The following is a 19,136-nucleotide window of genomic DNA, read 5'->3' as shown; positions in this document are numbered from 1 at the left end:
CAGCTCAAATCTGCGCGATTGCTACCCATGCGGGCACAAGCGGCGAGCTGACGTATAACGTCACCGTCGCGTTAGAAAATCGTCAAAGACGCGTCGCCCGACATTCACGCGGCAATCCTAGGACCGCACTCGTTCCCGCATCGCAGCAAATTTCCGGGGCGAGATGATCCAGACCCATGGCGTCGAAGTCACCTATTCCGGCAATGCACAGGCGCTGAAGCCCTGCGCGCTTCGCTTTGAGCCCGGTGCATTTACGGTGCTGCTCGGGGCCTCGGGGGCCGGGAAATCGACTCTGCTTCGCGCGCTCAATGGTCTGGTCACGCCGACCGGCGGCCATGTTGAGGTCGAAGGCATCGGCAAACTGGATACTCGCCGCCGCCTGCAGGCGCATCGGCGCCGCACCGGCATGATTTTCCAGCAGCATCAGCTGATCGGCCGCTGCACCGTGTTGCAAAATGTGCTGACCGGACGGCTCGGATACCATTCCGGCCTGCGCACGCTGCTGCCGGCGTCGCGCTCCGAAAAGACAATGGCGCTCGAGGCGATCGAGCGCGTCGGCCTGATCGACCATGCGCTCAAGCGCGCCGATCAATTGTCGGGCGGACAGCAGCAGCGAGTCGGCATCGCCCGCGCGATGGTGCAGAAGCCGACGCTGATCCTTGCCGACGAGCCGGTGGCGAGCCTCGATCCAGCCACCGCCGAGCGCGTGCTTTCGCTGCTGCACGGCATCTGCAAGTCGGACGGCATCACAGCGGTGGTCAGCCTGCACCAGCTTGATTTCGCGCGCCGCTACTCCGACCGGATCGTCGCGCTCGCCCAGGGCGCGGTGGTGTTCGATGGCCCCGCAAGCCGGCTCGGCAAGACCGAGGTCGCAAAGATCTACGGCAGCGGTCCAGCCACTGCCGACGATGACGATACTGAACCCACCCCCCTCAAGACAGGAACCTACGCATGATCCACCGTCGAAATTTTGTGCTCGGCACCGCCGCTGTCTTGTCGCTGTCGCCGGTTGCCGCCTTCGCCCAAGCCAAGGATCCGGTCAAGCTGCGCGTCGCGCTCCTGCCCGACGAGAATGCATCCACCCTGATCCAGCAGGCGCAGCCGTTGAAGGATTATCTGGAGAAGACGCTCGGCAAGCAGATCGAACTGGTGGTCACCACCGACTATTCATCGATGATCGAGGCGATGCGGTTCGGCCGCATCGAGATCGCCTATTTCGGCCCATTCTCTTATGTGCTCGCGAAGTCCAGGGCCCCGGGCATCGAGCCGTTTGCCGTCGGCGTCGAAAAGGGCTCGCCGACCTATCAGTCGATCCTCATTGCCAGCGCCGACGGTCCGGTGAAGTCGATCGAGGATATTCGCGGCAAGCCGTTCGGCTTCGGAGATCAGGCATCGACCTCGAGCCATCTCGCTCCGCGCGCACATCTGCTCAAGAAGTATAAACTCGAAGGCAACAAGGACTACAAGGTGGTCCATCTCGGCACCCATGACGCGGTCGCCCGCGCCGTGCAAGCCGGCCAGATTCCCGCCGGCGCATTGTCGGAACAAATTTATCGAGCCTTGATCGCCCGCAAGACCATCGACGAGACCAAGCTGATCAAGCTCGACCTTTCGGAGCCGATCCCGAACTATCCGATCACCATGCAGGGTGATCTTGCTCCGGCCCTGAAGGAAAAAATCCGCGCGGCCTTCCTCGACGTGAAAGATCCGGCGGTTCTGAAATCGTTCCGCGTCGAGGCTTTTGCACCGACCGACGACAAGGCCTACGACATCCTTCGGGAGACCGCGAAAATCCTCAACCTCGATCTCGGCAAGATGAGCTGATGTCGGAAGCCGTTTCCCGCCACGACGCTATCCTCGCCGACGACCGGCGTGCCGCATTGCGGCACGCCGGTCTCGTCGCACTCATTGTCATCGCCTGCATCGCCTCGCTCTGGATCACCGGATTTTTCGACGCGCAGCGGCTGATGGAAGGCCTGCCCGCGCTCGGGCAATTATTCAACGAAATGGTACCGCCGGACTTTTCCCGCTGGCAGCACTGGGTCAAACCGCTGATCGATACGCTCGCCATGTCGGTGGCCGGCACCGCACTTGCGGTGGTGATCTCACTTCCGCTGGCGTTGTTTGCGGCGCCCAATACAGCGCCGAATGCGATCGTCTACCAGGCAGCGCGCATCGTCCTGGCCGCCCTGCGCTCGGTGCCTGAAATCATCATGGGCATCATCTTCGTCGCCGCCGTCGGCTTCGGCGCGCTGCCGGGCGTGCTGGCGCTGGCGTTGCATTCGGTCGGCATGGTCGGCAAATTCTATGCGGAGGCGATCGAGCATGTGGACCCGCGGCCGCTGGAGGCCGCGCGCGCAGCCGGCGCCAGTCCGTTCCAGGTCGTCACCCATGCCGTGATGCCCCAGGTGCTGCCGCAGCTCGCCGACATCACCATCTATCGCTGGGAATATCATTTTCGCGCGTCCGCGGTTCTCGGCATCGTCGGCGCCGGCGGCATCGGCTTCGAGCTGATCGCGGCACTCCGCATCATCCGCTACGATCAGGTCTCCGCGATCCTGATCACGATCCTGTTCTGCGTAATCCTGGTCGACGGCATCGGCGCGCGGCTTCGCAAAGCGCTGAAATGAAGACGCAGCCCCGCATCCTCGTCACCAACTGGGTGCATCAGGCGACGCTGCAGCAGCTTGCGCTGCTTGGCGACGTCGACGCCAACGAAACGCGCATGCCATGGCCGCGCGAAGAGGTCATGCGGCGCGCGGAGAAGGCCGACGCGATCCTCGCCTTCATGCCAGACTCCATCGACGCGCGGTTGCTTGCGCGTTGCAAGCGGCTTCGTGTCGTCGCCTGTGCACTCAAGGGCTATGACAATTTTGATCTCGATGCCTGCACGCAAGCCGGCGTCTTCGTCACCATCGTTCCCGATCTGCTTACCGAGCCGACCGCCGAGCTTGCGGTCGGCCTTGCCATCGGACTCGGCCGTAACATCCGCGAGGGCGATGCGCTGGTCCGGAGCGGGCGATTTGACGGCTGGCGTCCGGTCCTCTACGGCACCGGCCTCGACGGATCGGTGGTTGCCATCGTCGGCATGGGACATGTCGGCCGCGCCGTTGCGCAGCGTCTGGCCGGTTTTGGCTGCCGGATGCTCGGCGTCGACCCATCGGCCGAGACTCCCCCCGGCATGATCAGGGTCACGCTTCATCGCGCGCTTGAAATGTCGGACGTCGTCATTGTGTGCGCGCCGCTCACCCCGGCCTCGCGGCATCTGATCGGAAACGATGCGCTGGCGCGGATGAAACATGGGGCGCTGCTGATCAATGTCGGACGCGGTTCCGTCGTGGACGAAAGCGCGGTCCTTGCCGCGCTCGAAACCGGGAAGCTTGGCGGCTATGCGGCGGATGTGTTCGAGATGGAGGACCGGGCGTTGTCGGACCGGCCGGAGGCGATCGACGAGCGGCTGCGCACCCATCCACGCACGTTATTCACCCCGCATCTCGGCTCGGCGGTGACGCGCGTGCGGCAGGCGATCGAGTTGCGCGCGGTCGACAACATCGCCGACGTGCTGGAGGGCCGCCGGCCGCGTGACGCCATCAACGAGCCTACACAGCCGCTGGCAAAGGCTGGCTAAAACTCCATCTCCGCGCGCACCTTGGCCCGCAGATCGTCGATCGGCATCAGGCCCTTGCGGGTCTCGACATGCCAGAAGGTCCAGCCATTGCAGGCTTCAAGTCCCTGCGCCAGCGCCCCGATGCGATGGATCGAACCGACCTTTTCGCCGAGCATCACGGCACCGTCGGCCCGCACCAGCGCCTTGTGGCGCTTCTTGGAGTCGACCAGGTTCGCGCCGGGCGAAATGAGACCGCGTTCGATCAGGGCCGTGAACGGCACCCGCGGCGCCTCGCGTGCGGTCATGAACGGGGCGATCGAAGGCGCTTCCAGTGGCTCCACCGCGGCGATGCGCTTCATCGCCGCCTTCGCATAATCGGGGTCGCGCTCGACACCGACGAAGCGCCGGCCCAGCTTCGTTGCCACCGCACCCGTTGTGCCGGTACCGGTGAACGGGTCGAGCACCAGATCGTCCGGCCGCGACGCCGAAAGAATGACCCGCGCCAGCAAGGCTTCCGGCTTCTGGGTCGGATGCAGCTTCTTGCCGTCACCGCCTTTCAGCCGTTCGTCGCCGGTGCAGAGCGGCAACGTCCAGTCGGAGCGCATCTGTACGTCGTCGTTGCCGGCCTTCAGCGCCTCGTAGTTGAAGGTATAGCCCTTGCCGCCGGGATCGCGCGCGGCCCAGATCATGGTTTCGTGCGCATTGGTGAAACGCCGCCCGCGAAAATTCGGCATCGGATTGGATTTGCGCCACACCACATCGTTCAGGATCCAGAAGCCGAGATCCTGCAGGATGGCGCCGACGCGGAAGATGTTGTGATAGGAGCCGATCACCCACAATGTGGCGGACGGCTTCATCACGCGCTTGCAGGCGGTCAGCCAGGCTCGCGTGAAATCGTCGTATTCCTTGAAGGAAGCGAACTTGTCCCAGTCGTCGGTGACGGCGTCGACCTTGGAATCGTCAGGACGTTTGAGATCGCTCTGCAATTGCAGGTTATAGGGCGGATCGGCGAAGACGAGATCGACGCATTCGGCCGGCAGCGTCGCCATCTGCGCGACGCAGTCGCCCACCAGCACACGGGGGCCTTGACCTTGACTGAGAGTCAAACGGGGCGTCCGTCTGGACGCCCCGCGACGCGACTCTACCATGACTCAGAACTCTGACCCTGGCGACGCGGTCGGTGACGCGGGACCTACAACCGACTGCGCGGATACTGCCGGGCCAAGGTAAAAATCCCCTTAAATTGCAATGACTTTGAAAGGCTGGCGATTACCTCTTGCAACAACCATTTGGTAACGAAACGGTTTGGCGTCTTTGGGCGTTCTGAGGCGTGGACGAACCCGATTCGATCGGCGAAACTTGAGGCTGGTGCCTGGAGGATAAGATGCGTTGGGAGGATTTCCGCCGCAGCGACAACATCGAAGATGTGCGCGGCCAAGGCGGCGGTTACGGCGGCGGCGGCCTCCCGATCCCGGGCGGCGGTGGCGGGCTTGGTATCGGCACGATCATCATCCTCGGTCTGATCGGCTGGTTTCTCGGCATCGACCCGCGGATTCTCATCGGCGGCGCCGAGATCATTCAGGGCCCGGCCCAGCAGCAGACGCAGCGGCAGGCGCCGCCCGCAAAGCAGGGGGCACCCTCCGATTATCAGGGCCAGTTCGTCGCCGCCGTGCTCGGCTCGACGGAGGATGTCTGGTCGGATATTTTCCGCGCCAACGGACGAACCTATTCCGCGCCGCGGCTGCGCCTGTTCGCCGGGGCGACCGGGGCGGGCGCGTGCGGCATGGCGCAATCGGCAATGGGGCCATTCTATTGCCCGCCGGACCGGCGCATTTTCCTCGACACCGCCTTTTTCCGCGAGATGGAGCAGAAATTCCGCGCCTGCAAGGGCAAGCAATGCGAGTTCGCGCAGGCCTACGTGATCGCCCATGAAGTCGGACATCACGTGCAGAACCTGCTCGGCATTCTGCGGGAATCCCAAATGCGCCAGCAGGCGGCGGGCAGCCGCGCCGCGGCAAACAACATCCAGGTGCGCGTCGAGCTGCAGGCCGACTGCCTCGGTGGCGTCTGGGCCAATCACGCGCGGCGCAAGAAGGATTTCATCGATCCCGGCGACATCGAAGGCGCGATCGGCATCGCATCGGCAATTGGCGACGACCGCCTGCAGCGGCAGACGCAAGGGCGCGTCGTGCCGGACTCCTTCACACATGGATCATCGGAACAGCGCGTTCGCTGGTTCAAGCGCGGCCTGGAGAGCGGCCGGGTTGCGGATTGCGATACGTTCCGGACGACGAATCTCTAATGCCCGGCATCGACGAATCGAAAAGCTTCGTGCCGCTCAACATCGCGGTGCTCACCGTCTCCGACACCCGCGAACTGGCCGACGACAGGTCCGGCGCGACGCTGGTCGAACGGCTTGAGACCGCCGGACACAAGCTTGCTGCGCGCGCCATCGTCACCGACGACGTGGAGAAAATCCGCGGCCAAGTGAAGGCATGGATCGACGATGCCGGCATTGACGTGGTGATCTCGACCGGCGGCACCGGCTTCACCGGCCGTGACGTGACGCCGGAAGCGGTGGAGCCTTTATTCGAGAAGCGCATGGACGGTTTTGCCACCCTGTTCCTGATGATCAGCCACGCCAAGATCGGCACGTCCGCAATCCAGACCCGGGCCACCGCGGGCGTTGCGGGCGCAACCTATATCTTCTGCCTGCCGGGTTCCCCCGGCGCCTGCAAGGATGCCTGGGACGGCATCCTCGTGCATCAGCTCGATTACCGCTACCGGCCGTGCAATTTCGTCGAGATCATGCCGCGGCTCGACGAACATCTGCGCCGTCCGAAGGCGCAGGGCGCGACGGTGTGAGGTCGACGGAACTTCGCCGGTCAATTTTTGCTCGTCGAGAGCACAATTCTTCAAGTTCGAGTGATACGTCGCAGCACCGCTTGCACGACCACATCCTTGCCGCGCCGCACTGACATCCTCGTTGCAGAAGGACAACCGCTTCGGCTGCCCGCAGCAAAGAAAGGATGTCTTCCATGTGCGACTATAGTCTCCACAATGTAGCTTCACGCCCGGCGAAAGTCGGCGACAAGGTAATCAGCGCGAAATTCAGCAATTCGATCACCGGCGGCTTCGCGGCTGTCGGCGAACCGGATGTCGCGGTGTGTCTGCGGCCCGGTACCGAGATCGCATTCGATCAGGACGTGGTCTATTCGCGGGGCTTCGGGCTGATCCCGCCGCGCTTCGGATATGTGACGACCCCGCAACGGGTCGCGCGCTTCCGGCAGGTCGGGATGCATCGCCCGAACACGCATCACGATGCGCTGGAATTTCCGAACGGCGAGATCGTTCTCGTCACGATGCTGCGCGAAGGCCTGACGGCGACCGTGCTGCAATTGCCGGCTGATCCCGAGAAGAAGCCGGCTGTGGAAATCGCAGTCCGGCAGGACGCGTCGCTTACCGCCTGAGCGAAGGCTGCTGCTGCAGATCGAGCTCCCAGCTTTCACTCGGCTCGGGCTTGCCGAAATCGTCGTGCACCCATTGCCGGGTGAGCTGGAAGCCCTCCGTCCGATAGATCGCGCGTGCCGCGACAAGAACGGCGTGTGTCCAGAGCGTGATCTTGCGGTAGCGGGCGCTGCGCGCGAAGGCGATGCATTGCCGCACGAGATCGCGGCCAAGACCGAGACCGCGCGCGCGGGGTTCGACCAGAAGAAGCCGCAGCCGCGCGACCTCGTCGGTCTCCCTGACCAGAAATACCGATCCGACCCGCTCGCCATCCATCTCGGCGATCCAGCACTGTTCGCGCGCCGGATCGAAATTTTTCAGAAACGCCGCGACGATTTCGGCGGTGATCGCCTCGATATGGCTGCCCCATCCGTATTCGGCGCTGTAGAGCACGCCATGGCGCTCGACCACCCAGCCCATGTCGCCAGGCCGGTGCGGCCGCAATACATTATGGCGCCCCGGTGCAGTCTCTCGCTCGATCAGCCTTTCGATGGTGCCCATCGCCGCAACCACGCGCGACTGCTCGGCGTCGTCGAGATGTGCGAGCAACTGCCCGGTTTCGCGCTGCGAGCGGTGATCGAGCGCGGCAAAAGCCGTATGCCCCTTGGTGGTAAGCGAGACCACGATCTGCCGGGCATCGTTCTTGTCGCGGCGGCGCACGATCAGGCCGCGCTCCTCGAATACGCGCAGGATGCGGCTGAGATAGCCGTGGTCGATCCTGAGTGCAGCAGCAAGCGCTGTCGCAGTCGCTTCGCGCTGCTGCGCAAGCTCGTAAAGCACACGCGCCTGGGTCAGCGTGAACGGACTTTGCAGCAGCCCTTCGTCGAGCAGGCCGAGGCGGCGTGTGTAGAAACGCGAAAAGCGTCGCACCGCGCCGATGCGCGCTTCAAAGGCAGGGTCTGGAGCAAGCGACATGACGGCGTTCCGAATATTTGACAGCGTCAACCAATTGTTTGATCGAGTCAAGTATCTGGCTGCTGGACGACAGTTCGAAAAATGGCAAGCCGCCGCTTGCCGATCCGGCGCAGCAAGTCGGCCTCGGGGTCCGGCCGTTCTCCGAAACCGCCAAGCTCTCCAAGAAATCCTTTGCCGATCAGAAGTCCGCGGCCAGGCGACACGATTCTCTGTCGCGCGCGCCACAGCGCAACCATGGCGCTGATCATGGAAACCTGGCCGAGCGGCCTCGGCGAGTCGCTGAAGACGGCCGCGATGCCATCCGGGGCCCGCTCGACGAATTGCTGCACCTCCAGCACCCAACCCGTCTCGAGGACCGCCCCGGCCGGCAGGAACATCAGCCAGTCGCTGCGCGCTGCTGCGGCGGCCTTATCCAGTCGCGGTCCCGGCGGGCCCGGCAGTGACAGAAACCGGCAGCCCGCGACATCCCCGACCTCGGCGGTTTCGTCGGTCGATCCGGCATCGGCGAGGATCACCTCACGAATCAGTCCGGCTGTCGCACCCGGCACAAGACAGGCCAGCGTCCGTACCAGGATACGTTCTGATTCGCGGGTGGGGACGATCACACTGAGCATGGAACAGAAATCGGGAGGACCGGTTGGCCAGTCAGTGTTTCAACCCGGCCAGATCATGGGGCTGTGAATACTCGATGCCACGACATTCAGCCATCCGGCAGTCATGCGGATCAACTTCCATTATGTTCTTGTTTTGTTCGTTGCCGCATCCTAGATATCGGCTATGCCTCGTTCATCCGCAGCCCTGAGACACCCGCCGGCGCATGTGCCCTCCGCGCCTGCGGGTGACTTTGCGAGGACGTCCCCGGACGGCGCTTCCGACCAATCCGGGCTCCTTGGCGCCGGCGTTGACACCCAACGCCGGCGTGGCCGCGGCACCCTTTCCAACGCCTCGGGACGCTACGAGCCGCTCGCCCGCATCGCCTTCGACGACGGCTGGCAGAGCCTCGACGATCTGCCGCCATTCAAGACCAGCGTCCAGATCGACGCGGCCCGCAAGGTCATCACGCGCAACGAGTCGCCCGACATCTCCTTCGACCGCTCGATCAATCCGTATCGCGGATGCGAGCATGGCTGTGTCTATTGCTTCGCGCGGCCGACACATGCCTATCTCGGGCTGTCGCCGGGGCTGGATTTCGAGTCCAGGCTGTTCATGAAGCCGGACGCCCCGGCGCTGCTCGAACGCGAATTGGCCGCGCCGGGCTATAGCCCGCGCACCATCGCGATCGGCACCAATACCGATCCCTATCAGCCGATCGAAAAGCAGTACGAGATCATGCGCCGTATCCTCGAAGTGCTGGAGCGCGCCGGGCACCCGGTCGGCATCGTGACCAAATCGGCGCTGGTGACGCGCGATGTCGACATTCTGTCGCGCATGGCCAAACGCAATCTCGCCAAGGTCGCGATCTCGGTGACGACGCTCGACGGCAAGCTGGCGCGCACCATGGAGCCGCGTGCGTCCACGCCTGCGAAGCGGCTCGAGGCGTTGCGGCAATTGTCGGAGGCCGGCATTCCGACAGCGGCGATGATCGCACCGGTAATTCCTGCGATCAACGATGCCGAGATCGAACGCATCCTCGATGCGGTGGCGCTGGCCGGCGTCAAAAGCGCCGGCTATGTGATGCTGCGGCTGCCGCTGGAAGTGCGCGACCTGTTCAAGGAATGGCTGCTGGCCAATTATCCGGACCGGTTCCGGCATGTGATGAAGCTCGTGCGCGACATGCGCGGCGGCAAGGACTACGATTCGACATGGGGCAAGCGCCAGACTGGCGAGGGGCCCTATGCCTGGCTGATCGGGCGGCGCTTCGAGGCCGCCTGCGAGCGGCTCGGACTGAACCGGGAACGGGCAAAGCTCACCACCGAGCATTTCCAGAAACCGGTGAGGGGCAGCGAGCAGTTGAGTTTGTTTTAGGCTTGTCCGGGAACTGGAGTGCAATCCCCGGTTTCCACTGTCGGCCGAGGGATGGCCTAACCTCACCGATTAGCGATTGCGATTTTCCGTCGGACGCGGTCAGCATGCCGGCGATGAGCCCGGCCCCGAATCGGAACGAAGCGCCTTCGCGCCTGCCCCTGAAGGAGGACATCATCCGTCCGACCTTCCGGCGCGAACGGAGCGCCTACAAGCGCGGCGTCTGGCCGGTGGCCGGGTGCGACGAAGCCGGGCGCGGGCCGCTGGCCGGACCCGTGGTGGCGGCGGCCGTGGTGCTCGATCCCGATCGCATCCCGCGCGGCCTGAACGATTCGAAGAAACTCACCTTCGAGGAGCGCGAGAAGCTCTATGCGCGCATCTGCGCCACCGCCGAGGTCGGCGTCGCCTTCGCCTCGCCCGCGCGGATCGACCGCGACAATATCCTGCAGGCCTCGCTCTGGGCGCTCGCGCAGGCGGTGGCCGCCCTGCCCTGCCGGCCGAAGCTCGTCTATGTCGACGGCCGCGACCGCATCAAGGTGCCGTGCGACTGCGAACCGGTGATCTCCGGCGACGCACTCGTTTTGTCGATCGCCGCTGCCTCGATCGTCGCCAAGGTCACCCGCGACCGCCTGATGATGCAGATCGGCGCGGCGCATCCCGGCTACGGCTTCGAGCGCCATATGGGCTATTCGGTGCCGGAACATTTCGCCGCCCTGAAGCGGCTCGGACCCACCATCCATCATCGCCGCAGCTTTTCGCCGGTCGCGATCGCGGAGGGCCTGAAGCCCCCGACGGAGCGTGAGGACTCGGCTCTCGGGTTGCCTCTCTGACGCCTGCGGGCTTATGTCTGCCGCCCCACCCGGCGCCAGGCGGAGCCGGTCCCATCCCAGCGGCCACCATGCGCACTGTCACCCTTATGCGCACTGTCACCCTTCCGATCGAAATCCTGCGCACCAGGCCGCAGGCCGTGTTTTGGACGGCGACGTTGGTGCAGGCGCTGCTTTGGCTGCTGGTGCCGTCGCTGTTCTATTCGGCACCGCCCGGCGACCTCGCCGACGTGATCTCGGTGGGCCGGGAAATGAAATTCGGCTCCGAACTCGGCCCGCCGCTCGCCTTCTGGCTTGCCGACTTCGCCTTGCGCGCCGCCGGCGGCCATATGGCCGGCGTGTATCTGCTCTCGCAGCTCTGCATCGTGGCGGCCTATTTTGCCGTGTTTCAACTCGGGCGCGCCACACTCGGCGAACGCCATGCGGTGCTGGCGGTGCTGTTGATGGCCGGCATCTCCTTTTTCACCATCGGCTCGCCGGATTTCGGACCCGACATCCTGATGATGCCGCTTTGGGCCTTCGCCACCCTGCATCTGTGGCGCGCGGTCGGGGAGGACAAGGAGCTCTACTGGCTGGCGCTGGCCGTCGATTTCTGGCTGATGCTCCTGACCTCGCATCTGTCGTTGCTGCTGCTGGCCGTCATCGTCGCATTCGTCATCATCAATCCGCGCGCCCGCAAGGCTGCATCGAATGCGGCGGCAGGCATGGCGGCGGTCACCATTGGCTGCATGATCCTGCCGAGCGTGGTGGTCATTCAGCAATACGGCTTCGGTCTTGCACCGAATCTCGACAAGCTGCGCAGCTTCGAGGCGATCGACCAGAACATCATTGCCTGGGTCAAACTGATCGCACTCGTCGCCATTGCGCATGCCGGCGCCGGCATCCTGATCGTGCTTGCGAGCAACCTTGCGCGCATCAAACGCGACGAAGCCGCAGCCGTGACCGGCGGAACAGACAGTCCCTTCGCCCGCCTCTTCATCTATACATTCGCGCTCGCGCCGCTGCTGTTCGTCACCGTCTTCGCCGTGATCTCCGGCAGACCCGGTCTTTCGGGCATCCCCCCGCTTCTGGTGCTGTCGGGCCTTGCCATCGTCGCGCTCGCCGGCGACGTCATCATGCTGCACCATCAACGGATTCTGACTTTCGCATGGATCAGCCTGCTGCTTGTGCCGCCTGCGCTCGTCACGGCCGGCGTATTGCTGCTGCCCGCGGTATTCGCCGCCGATCTGCGCACCGCACAGCCGGCAGACGACATCGCGAGATTCTTCACGGACAGTTTCGAACGCCGGACGGGGCGCAGGCTGGAGATCGTGGCAGGCGATCCACGGCTCGCCGCTCTGGTCGCTGTCGCGTCAGCCAGCCGGCCGCGCGTGCTGCATGGCCCGGCATCGGAGAAGCCGCAGCTCGCGCAACGTCAGGATGCGACCGAGAAAGGCGCAGTGGTGCTGTGGCGCGCAACCGACAGCGCAGGAACCCCGCCGCCGGAGATCAAAGCCCAATTTCCCGATATCGTGCCGGAAGTGCCGCGCGCCTTCGAGCGCGCATTGGCCGGACGGGCACCGGTGCTGCGCATTGGCTGGGGCGTGGTGCGGCCGCAGACGTCAGCCGCGACGCAAGAGCGTCAATGATAGGCCTCGCCTTCCTTCACCTTGCCCCGGAACAGCCAGTAGATGAAGATGACGTAGCCGAGGATGACCGGCAAAAGGAATACCGTGCCGATCAGCATGAAGATCTGGCTCGCCGGCGCGGCAGCCGTATCCCACACCGTCAATGACGGCGGAACGAGATACGGATAGCTGGAAATAACAAGCCCCAGATAGCCGAGCAGGAACAGCACGATCGTCGCGATGAATGGCAGCGAGTCGCGCGATCCGCCGATCCAGCGCCATAACAGAAATGCGACCAGTGCGGTGAACAGCGGCACCGGCCACAGATAATAGAAATTCGGCAGCGAGAACCAGCGATTGGCGATGCGCTCGAAGGCGTAGGGGGTGTAGAGCGACACCAGCGCCATAAAGCCGAGGACGACCAGAAGCATGATCTTCGCCTGCCCGCGCGCGCGGTCGGCGACCTCGCCTTCCGTCTTCATGATCAGCCAGGTCGCGCCGAGCAGCGCGTAGCCCGCAACCAGCGCCAGACCGCAAAGAACCGAAAACGGCGTTGCCCAGTCGAAATGGCCGCCGGCGAATTCGCCATTCTCGACCCTGATGCCCTGAATCAGCCCGCCGAGGATGAGCCCCTGCGCGAACGCGGCAATCAGCGAACCGAAGGTGAAGGCGAAATTCCACCAGACCTTGCTGTGCGAGACAAGGCGGAATTCAAAGGCCACGCCGCGGAAGACCAGCGCCAGCAGCATCACGATCACCGGCAGATAGAGCGCCGGCATGATGATGGCATAGGCCATCGGGAATGCGACCCATAACCCGCCGCCGCCGAGAACGAGCCAGGTTTCGTTGCCGTCCCAGAACGGCGCAACCGACCGCATCATCTGATCGCGCTGCACTTCGTTGCGCGCGGTCGGAAACAGGATGCCAATGCCAAGATCGAAGCCGTCGAGGATCACATACATCGCCACGGCGGTGCCGATCAGACCGGCCCAGATGACGGGGAGATACCATTCCATGGCTCACCCTCCTCGAGCGGCGCGCGCTGCGTCTTCGGCGCCCGACAGCGGACGGCTCGGCACGCCTTCCTCGGGCTGGATCACGCGATCTTCCGGTCCCTTGTTGATGAGCCGGTTGATGTAATAGATGCCCATCGAGAACACGATGCCATAGCAGATGACGAACAGCGTCAGCGTGCCGAGTAGGCTCGCCGCAGGAACCGGCGATGCCGCATCGGCCGTACGCAGAATGCCGTGGATGACCCAGGGCTGCCGGCCGCTTTCGGTCACGACCCAGCCCGCAATCACCGCGACGAAGCCGCTCCACCAGGTCCAGGAGACGATGCGCAGATACCAGCGCGTCTCCCACAACGTCCCGCGCCACCACAGGAAGCATCCGAACAACGCCGCCGCGATCATGTAGAGGCCGATGCCGACCATGATCCGGAAGCTGAAGAACACGTTGGCGACCGGGGGCCGGTCCTCCGCCGGCACGCTCTTCAGGCCGGGGAACAGACCATCGAGGCTGTGCGTCAGGATCAGGGAAGCGCCGTGCGGGATGGAAATCTCAAACAGGTTTTTCTCAGCCTTCTCATCCGGCCACGCAAACAGCACCAGCGCGCCCGGCTTCGATCCGTCCCAATGCGCCTCGATGGCGGCGATCTTGATCGGCTGATGCTTCAGGGTGTTGAGGCCATGCTGGTCGCCGATGAACAATTGCAGCGGGGCCAGGATCGCCATCAACCACAGGCCCATCCGCATCATGGTGCGGGCGTCCTCGATATGCTTGCCCTTCAACAGATATCGCGCCCCGACCGCGAGCACGACGAAGCCGGTGGTCAGATAGGCCGCGTTCAGCATGTGCGAGAAGCGGTAGGGGAAACTCGGATTGAAGATGATCGCGAGCCAGTCGACCGGGTAGGCAATGCCGTCGCGCATTTCGTGGCCGGCGGGGGTCTGCATCCAGCTATTGGCGGCGAGAATCCAGAAGGCCGACATCGCCGTGCCTGCGGCAACGATCGCCGCCGACAGCACATACAGACCGGGCGGCACGCGATTGAAGCCGAACAAGAGGATGCCGAGGAAAGTCGCCTCCAGAAAGAACGCGGTCAGCACCTCGTAGCCGATCAGCGGACCGACGACATTGCCCGCGACCAGCGAAAACCGGCTCCAGTTGGTGCCGAACTGATAGCTGAGCACGATCCCCGACACGACCCCCATCGCGAAGGAGACCGCGAAGATCTTGGTCCAGAACCGCATCAGCCGGTGGTAGCGCTCCTCGCCGGAGCGCAGCCACATCACGCCGAGCGTGGCGACATAGGCGGAAAGCCCGATCGTGAAGCTCGGAAAAATAATGTGAAAGGTGACCGTGAAGGCGAACTGGATCCGGGCGAGGAGGACGGGGTCGAAGTCCATAGACTGCTCCTTGGTCCGCTCCGGGATGGCGTCCCGGACCGCTTCCCTTGACCGCGTACCCTGGTCGTCCTCCCGGCCGCTCTTGGGCGGCCAACATTTGCCGATTCGCCGGGCAATCGCCGATCAATTAATGCGCTTCCGCGAACGATTCCAAGTCTATCGGCGTGCGGCAAAGCGGCCATGACATTTTGGCATGAGATTGGCTTTCCTTGCGGTGGACAACGTCACAATCGGCCGCGAAGCCGCGCGCGAACGCGCTAATCTCGCCGATTGCTACGGGGCATGCAGGGGGAGACCATGGCCACGGATAATACACCCGCCAGGACGGCGGCTTCTGACAGTTTTCTCGATCGCTATTTCGGGCTGACCGCACACGGCACCAATGTCCGCACCGAAGCGGTGGCCGGGCTGACCACGTTCCTGACGATGGTCTATATCGTGTTCGTGAACCCGGCGATCCTGTCGAAAGCCGGGATGGATTACGGCGCCGTGTTCGTCGCGACCTGTCTTGCGGCGGCGATCGCCACGTTCATCATGGGGCTCTACGCCAATTACCCGATCGCGCTGGCGCCGGGCATGGGCCTGAACGCCTTCTTCGCCTTCACGCTGGTGCTGACCTACAAATATACGTTCCAGCAGGCGCTGGCCTTCGTGCTGATCTCGGGTCTTTTGTTCATCGTGATCTCGGTCACGAAAATCCGGGAATATGTGATCAACGCGATCCCGATGAATTTGAAATTCGCGGTGTCCGCAGGTGTCGGCCTGTTTCTGGGCATCATTGCATTACAAAGCGCCGGCGTCGTCGTCGACCATCCGGCAACCCTGATCACGCTTGGCAATCTGATGAAACCGGCCTCGATCCTGTTCATCATCGGATTCGTGGTCATCGCCGCCCTCAACAGCCGTAATGTGCTCGGCGGCACGCTGATCGGCATTCTGATCGTGGCGATCGCGGGCTTGCCGCTCGGCCTCTCCGAATACAAAGGCCTCGTCTCGATGCCGCCGTCGATTGCGCCGACCTTCCTGCAATTCGACTTCTCGCGGGTGTTCGAGGCCACAGCGATCGTGGTGATCTTCACGCTGTTGTTCATCGACCTGTTCGATACCGCGGGTACGCTGGTCGGGGTCGCGCATCGCGGCGGATTGCTCGACGAGGAAGGCAGGCTCGAACGCATGCCGCAGGCGCTCCTTGCCGACTCCACCGCAACCGTGGTCGGCGCAGGCCTCGGCACCTCGAATACGACGAGCTACATCGAAAGTGCGGCAGGCGTCGCCGCAGGCGGCCGCACCGGCCTGACCGCGGTGGTGGTCGGCATCCTGTTCCTGCTGGCACTGTTCTTCTCGCCGCTCGCCGAGATGATCCCGGCCTACGCATCCGCAGCGGCGTTGCTCTACGTCGCCTGCGTGATGACCCGCGGCCTTGCAGAAATCGATTGGGAGGACATGACCGAATATGCGCCGGCCGTGGTGGCGGCCATCGCCATGCCGCTCACCTATTCGATCGCGACCGGCATCGGTCTCGGCTTCATCACCTATGCGCTGGTCAAGGCGCTGGCCGGCCGCTGGAGCGAGGTGACGCCTGCGGTCTGGATCCTCGCGGTGCTGTTCGGCGTCAAGTTCGCGGTGTCGTGACGGTTGCGGTCTCGCTTCGCCTCACGCAGGACCAGCGGCCTCTCCCGCAGGGAGGGGCCGTCATGTTGCAAGCGCCTTCTTGATCGCCAGGAAATCGCGCCAGGCGAAGCGCTTTTCGATCGGATTGCGCAACAGATAGGCCGGATGGAACATCGGCATGGCGCGGATTTCCGAGGTCTCGGTCCGGTAGACGAGCCAGCGGCCGCGGGTGCGCTTGATGCCGTCTGACACGCCGAGCAGCGTCGCCGTCGATGGCTTGCCGAGACAGACCAGGATTTCCGGGCCGACCAGTTCGATCTGGCGCTGGATGAAGGGCAGGCAAATCTGGGTCTCGTGGATCGACGGATCGCGGTTGCCCGGCGGCCGCCAGGGCACGATGTTGGCGATGTAGACCTCCGACCGCGCAATCCCGATCGCCGCCAGCATGCGGTCCAGCAATTGCCCCGACCGGCCGACGAACGGCACGCCGGTCTGGTCCTCGTCCGAACCCGGCGCCTCGCCGACGAACATCAGGCGGGCATTCGGGCTGCCGTCACCAAAGACGAGCTGCTTGGCGGTGGTCCGGAGCGCGCAACCCTCGAAGCCGTTCATAATCGCGCGCAGTTCCTCCAGAGACGCCGCCGACCGGGCGGCCGCACGGGCCGCCATAACCGCCTCTTCCGGCGGCGGCGGCGCAGCGATCGTTCCGGCCGCAGACGCGGCAGGCCGGGCCTCGGCCCGGGGCCGCACCGGAACCGGCCGTGGCGAGGGCTCGGCGGTCAGCGGCGCCGCCGGTTCCGCAAATCGGTTGGCGGGCGATTCGTCGAGCGCAGCGTCGACACCGGATTCGACATAGAAGGTCAGCAGGTCGCTGACAGGTTTGGCTTCGGCAGGGATCATCGCGCCATTCTAGCAGCCCCGGCGCTTTCGGGCACGGCGAAGCGGGCATGGCCGTTTGCCATGCATGAAGGGGAATTGTCGCTCGCCCCCAAACATGAAAAAACAAAATTCTCGATCAGAGGAACTCTAATGTCCGAATTGCCGCCCCGCGAAAGCATGGAATTTGACGTCGTCATCGTCGGTGCAGGCCCGGCCGGCCTTGCCGCCGCGATCCGCCTCAAACAGCTTTCGCCTGATCTCAGCGTCGTTGTGGTCGAAAAGGGTTCCGAGGTCGGCGCCCATATCCTGTCCGGCGCCGTGATCGATCCGTCCGGCCTCGACCGCCTCCTCCCCGGCTGGCGCGAAGACGCCGACCGGCCGCTCAAGACCGAGGTGACGGACGACCGCTTCTACTGGCTGACCCAGGGCTCCGCGATCAAGGTGCCCTTGTTCCTGGCGCCGCCGCTGATGAGCAACCATGGCTGCTTCATCGGCTCGCTCGGGCTCGTTACCAAATATCTGGCGGCGAAAGCGGAAGCGCTCGGCGTTGAAATCTATCCGGGCTTCGCCGCGGCCGAATTGATCTTCGGCGAGAACGGCGAGGTCCGCGGCATTGCCACCGGCGACATGGGCATCGGCAAGGACGGCGAGCCGACCGAGAGCTTCACCCGCGGCATGGAATTGCTCGGCAAATATACGCTGTTCGCCGAAGGCGCGCGCGGCTCGCTCAGCAAAATCCTGATCGCGAAATTCGGCCTCGCAAATGATCGCGAGCCGCCGAAATTCGGCATCGGGCTTAAGGAAATCTGGCAGGTCGATCCGAAAAAGCACAAGCCCGGCCTCGTCCAGCACTCATTCGGCTGGCCGCTCGACAACAAGACCGGCGGCGGCTCGTTTCTCTATCACTACGATGAGAATCTGATTTCGGTCGGCTTCGTGGTGCATCTGAATTACGAAAACCCGTATCTTTCCCCGTTCGAAGAATTCCAGCGCTTCAAGACACACCCGTCGGTGCGCGACATTTTCGAAGGCGCCAAACGCCTTGCTTACGGCTCGCGCGCGATCACCGAGGGCGGCTACCAATCGGTGCCAAAGCTCGTCTTTCCGGGCGGCGCTCTGGTCGGCTGTGCCGCGGGCTTCGTCAATGTGCCGCGCATCAAGGGCACGCATAATGCGATTTCCTCCGGCATGCTGGCGGCCGAGCATGCGGTGGAAGCTCTTAAAGCGGGCCGCGCCAACGACGAACTTGCAGGCTATGAAGCGGCATGGCGCGGCTCGCCAGTCGGCAAGGATCTCTGGCCGGTACGCAACGTCAAGCCGCTCTGGTCGAAATTCGGCACCATCGTCGGCATCGCGCTCGGCGGCCTCGACATGTGGACCAACACACTCGGCTTCTCGCTGTTCGGAACGCAGAAGCACGGAAAGCCCGATTCCGATTGCCTGAAGCCTGCGCGGGACTGCACGCCGATTGCCTATCCCAAACCGGATGGCAAGATCACCTTCGACCGGTTGTCGTCGGTGTTTCTCTCCAACACCAACCACGAGGAGAATCAGCCGCCGCACCTTAAAGTCGCGGACATGGCGCTGCAGAAATCCTCCGAACACGATGTCTATGCCGGCCCCTCGACCCGCTACTGCCCGGCCGGGGTCTATGAATGGGTTGGGGAAGGCGCCGACCTGCGGTTTGTCATCAACGCGCAGAACTGCGTCCACTGCAAAACCTGCGACATCAAGGATCCCAACCGCAACATCACCTGGGTTCCGCCAGAGGGCGCGGGCGGACCGAATTATCCGAATATGTGACCGGCCG

Annotated in this window: 18 protein-coding genes; 12 read left to right on the top strand and 6 right to left on the bottom strand. The window is 64.0% G+C overall.

Going from position 1 to position 19,136, the window contains the following annotated elements:
* Window positions 1–163 precede the first annotated feature (163 nt).
* Genes phnC through ACK41X_RS05420 form a run of 4 tightly spaced genes read left to right on the top strand, consistent with a single transcriptional unit; the run spans window position 164 to window position 3,628 of the window.
* On the top strand, window positions 164–955 hold the full coding sequence (phnC, locus tag ACK41X_RS05435; protein ID WP_409720054.1) for a phosphonate ABC transporter ATP-binding protein: 792 nt from the start codon (window positions 164–166) through the stop codon (window positions 953–955).
* A complete protein-coding gene (phnD, locus tag ACK41X_RS05430) occupies window positions 955–1,824 on the top strand; it encodes a phosphate/phosphite/phosphonate ABC transporter substrate-binding protein (protein WP_409720084.1) in 870 nt (289 codons plus the stop codon). The genes phnC and phnD overlap by 1 nt, the downstream gene beginning before the upstream one ends.
* Complete coding sequence (gene phnE, locus ACK41X_RS05425; protein ID WP_409720052.1) at window positions 1,824–2,630, top strand: phosphonate ABC transporter, permease protein PhnE; 807 nt, start codon at window positions 1,824–1,826, stop codon at window positions 2,628–2,630. The genes phnD and phnE overlap by 1 nt, the downstream gene beginning before the upstream one ends.
* Window positions 2,627–3,628, top strand: coding sequence for a phosphonate dehydrogenase (locus ACK41X_RS05420; RefSeq protein WP_409720050.1), 1,002 nt, complete (start codon window positions 2,627–2,629; stop codon window positions 3,626–3,628). Before phnE ends, ACK41X_RS05420 begins: the two co-directional genes overlap by 4 nt.
* Here ACK41X_RS05420 and ACK41X_RS05415 read toward each other — a convergent pair.
* The gene (locus ACK41X_RS05415) at window positions 3,625–4,755 is read right to left on the bottom strand and encodes a site-specific DNA-methyltransferase (protein WP_409720048.1); all 1,131 of its coding nucleotides are present in this window, start codon (window positions 4,753–4,755) and stop codon (window positions 3,625–3,627) included. The two genes, ACK41X_RS05420 and ACK41X_RS05415, sit on opposite strands and share 4 nt — an antisense overlap.
* A 236-nt stretch (window positions 4,756–4,991) precedes the next feature.
* On the opposite strand from ACK41X_RS05415, the gene ACK41X_RS05410 reads away from it, so the two are divergent.
* From ACK41X_RS05410 to ACK41X_RS05400, 3 genes are all read left to right on the top strand, one after another.
* The gene (locus ACK41X_RS05410; RefSeq protein WP_409720046.1) at window positions 4,992–5,909 is read left to right on the top strand and encodes a neutral zinc metallopeptidase; all 918 of its coding nucleotides are present in this window, start codon (window positions 4,992–4,994) and stop codon (window positions 5,907–5,909) included.
* Complete coding sequence (moaB, locus tag ACK41X_RS05405) at window positions 5,909–6,472, top strand: molybdenum cofactor biosynthesis protein B (RefSeq protein WP_409720044.1); 564 nt, start codon at window positions 5,909–5,911, stop codon at window positions 6,470–6,472. The genes ACK41X_RS05410 and moaB overlap by 1 nt, the downstream gene beginning before the upstream one ends.
* Window positions 6,473–6,645: 173 nt before the next feature.
* Window positions 6,646–7,077 (top strand): hypothetical protein, encoded by a 432-nt coding sequence (locus ACK41X_RS05400; protein WP_409720042.1) that lies wholly within the window; start codon window positions 6,646–6,648, stop codon window positions 7,075–7,077.
* Here the strand turns inward: ACK41X_RS05400 and ACK41X_RS05395 are convergent.
* Window positions 7,067–8,029 carry a GNAT family N-acetyltransferase gene (locus ACK41X_RS05395; RefSeq protein WP_409720040.1) on the bottom strand — a complete coding sequence of 321 codons (963 nt, stop codon included), beginning with the start codon at window positions 8,027–8,029 and terminating at the stop codon, window positions 7,067–7,069. The genes ACK41X_RS05400 and ACK41X_RS05395 overlap by 11 nt on opposite strands.
* Window positions 8,030–8,076: 47 nt before the next feature.
* On the bottom strand, window positions 8,077–8,643 hold the full coding sequence (locus ACK41X_RS05390; protein WP_409720038.1) for a glycosyltransferase: 567 nt from the start codon (window positions 8,641–8,643) through the stop codon (window positions 8,077–8,079).
* A gap of 163 nt (window positions 8,644–8,806) precedes the next feature.
* Between ACK41X_RS05390 and ACK41X_RS05385 the strand changes: the two genes are divergently transcribed.
* The 3 genes from ACK41X_RS05385 to ACK41X_RS05375 all read left to right on the top strand — a co-directional run bounded on the left by ACK41X_RS05385 (window position 8,807) and on the right by ACK41X_RS05375 (window position 12,446).
* Window positions 8,807–9,994, top strand: coding sequence for a PA0069 family radical SAM protein (locus ACK41X_RS05385; protein WP_409720036.1), 1,188 nt, complete (start codon window positions 8,807–8,809; stop codon window positions 9,992–9,994).
* A 113-nt stretch (window positions 9,995–10,107) separates the two neighbouring features.
* Window positions 10,108–10,821, top strand: coding sequence for a ribonuclease HII (locus ACK41X_RS05380; protein WP_409720034.1), 714 nt, complete (start codon window positions 10,108–10,110; stop codon window positions 10,819–10,821).
* A 68-nt stretch (window positions 10,822–10,889) separates the two neighbouring features.
* The gene (locus ACK41X_RS05375) at window positions 10,890–12,446 is read left to right on the top strand and encodes a glycosyltransferase family 39 protein (RefSeq protein ID WP_409720032.1); all 1,557 of its coding nucleotides are present in this window, start codon (window positions 10,890–10,892) and stop codon (window positions 12,444–12,446) included.
* On the opposite strand, the gene cydB is transcribed toward ACK41X_RS05375, so the two are convergent.
* Window positions 12,440–13,441 (bottom strand): cytochrome d ubiquinol oxidase subunit II, encoded by a 1,002-nt coding sequence (gene cydB / locus ACK41X_RS05370; protein ID WP_409720030.1) that lies wholly within the window; start codon window positions 13,439–13,441, stop codon window positions 12,440–12,442. The genes ACK41X_RS05375 and cydB overlap by 7 nt on opposite strands.
* A gap of 3 nt (window positions 13,442–13,444) precedes the next feature.
* Window positions 13,445–14,836, bottom strand: coding sequence for a cytochrome ubiquinol oxidase subunit I (locus tag ACK41X_RS05365; RefSeq protein ID WP_409720028.1), 1,392 nt, complete (start codon window positions 14,834–14,836; stop codon window positions 13,445–13,447).
* A gap of 297 nt (window positions 14,837–15,133) precedes the next feature.
* Here ACK41X_RS05365 and ACK41X_RS05360 point away from each other — a divergent pair, with 297 nt between their 5' ends.
* Window positions 15,134–16,468, top strand: coding sequence for an NCS2 family permease (locus ACK41X_RS05360; RefSeq protein WP_409720026.1), 1,335 nt, complete (start codon window positions 15,134–15,136; stop codon window positions 16,466–16,468).
* A 60-nt stretch (window positions 16,469–16,528) separates the two neighbouring features.
* Here ACK41X_RS05360 and ACK41X_RS05355 read toward each other — a convergent pair whose 3' ends face one another.
* The gene (locus tag ACK41X_RS05355; protein WP_409720024.1) at window positions 16,529–17,347 is read right to left on the bottom strand and encodes a uracil-DNA glycosylase family protein; all 819 of its coding nucleotides are present in this window, start codon (window positions 17,345–17,347) and stop codon (window positions 16,529–16,531) included.
* Between the two features lie 129 nt (window positions 17,348–17,476).
* Between ACK41X_RS05355 and ACK41X_RS05350 the strand changes: the two genes are divergently transcribed.
* The gene (locus ACK41X_RS05350; protein WP_409720022.1) at window positions 17,477–19,129 is read left to right on the top strand and encodes an electron transfer flavoprotein-ubiquinone oxidoreductase; all 1,653 of its coding nucleotides are present in this window, start codon (window positions 17,477–17,479) and stop codon (window positions 19,127–19,129) included.
* The last annotated feature ends 7 nt before the right edge of the window (window positions 19,130–19,136 follow it).

The organism is Pseudorhodoplanes sp. (assembly GCF_046289595.1).
In the GTDB taxonomy this organism is placed as follows: Bacteria; Pseudomonadota; Alphaproteobacteria; order Rhizobiales; family Xanthobacteraceae; genus Pseudorhodoplanes.
Note: the sequence above shows the minus strand (reverse complement) of the source record. Positions and strands in the feature narration are given on the sequence as shown.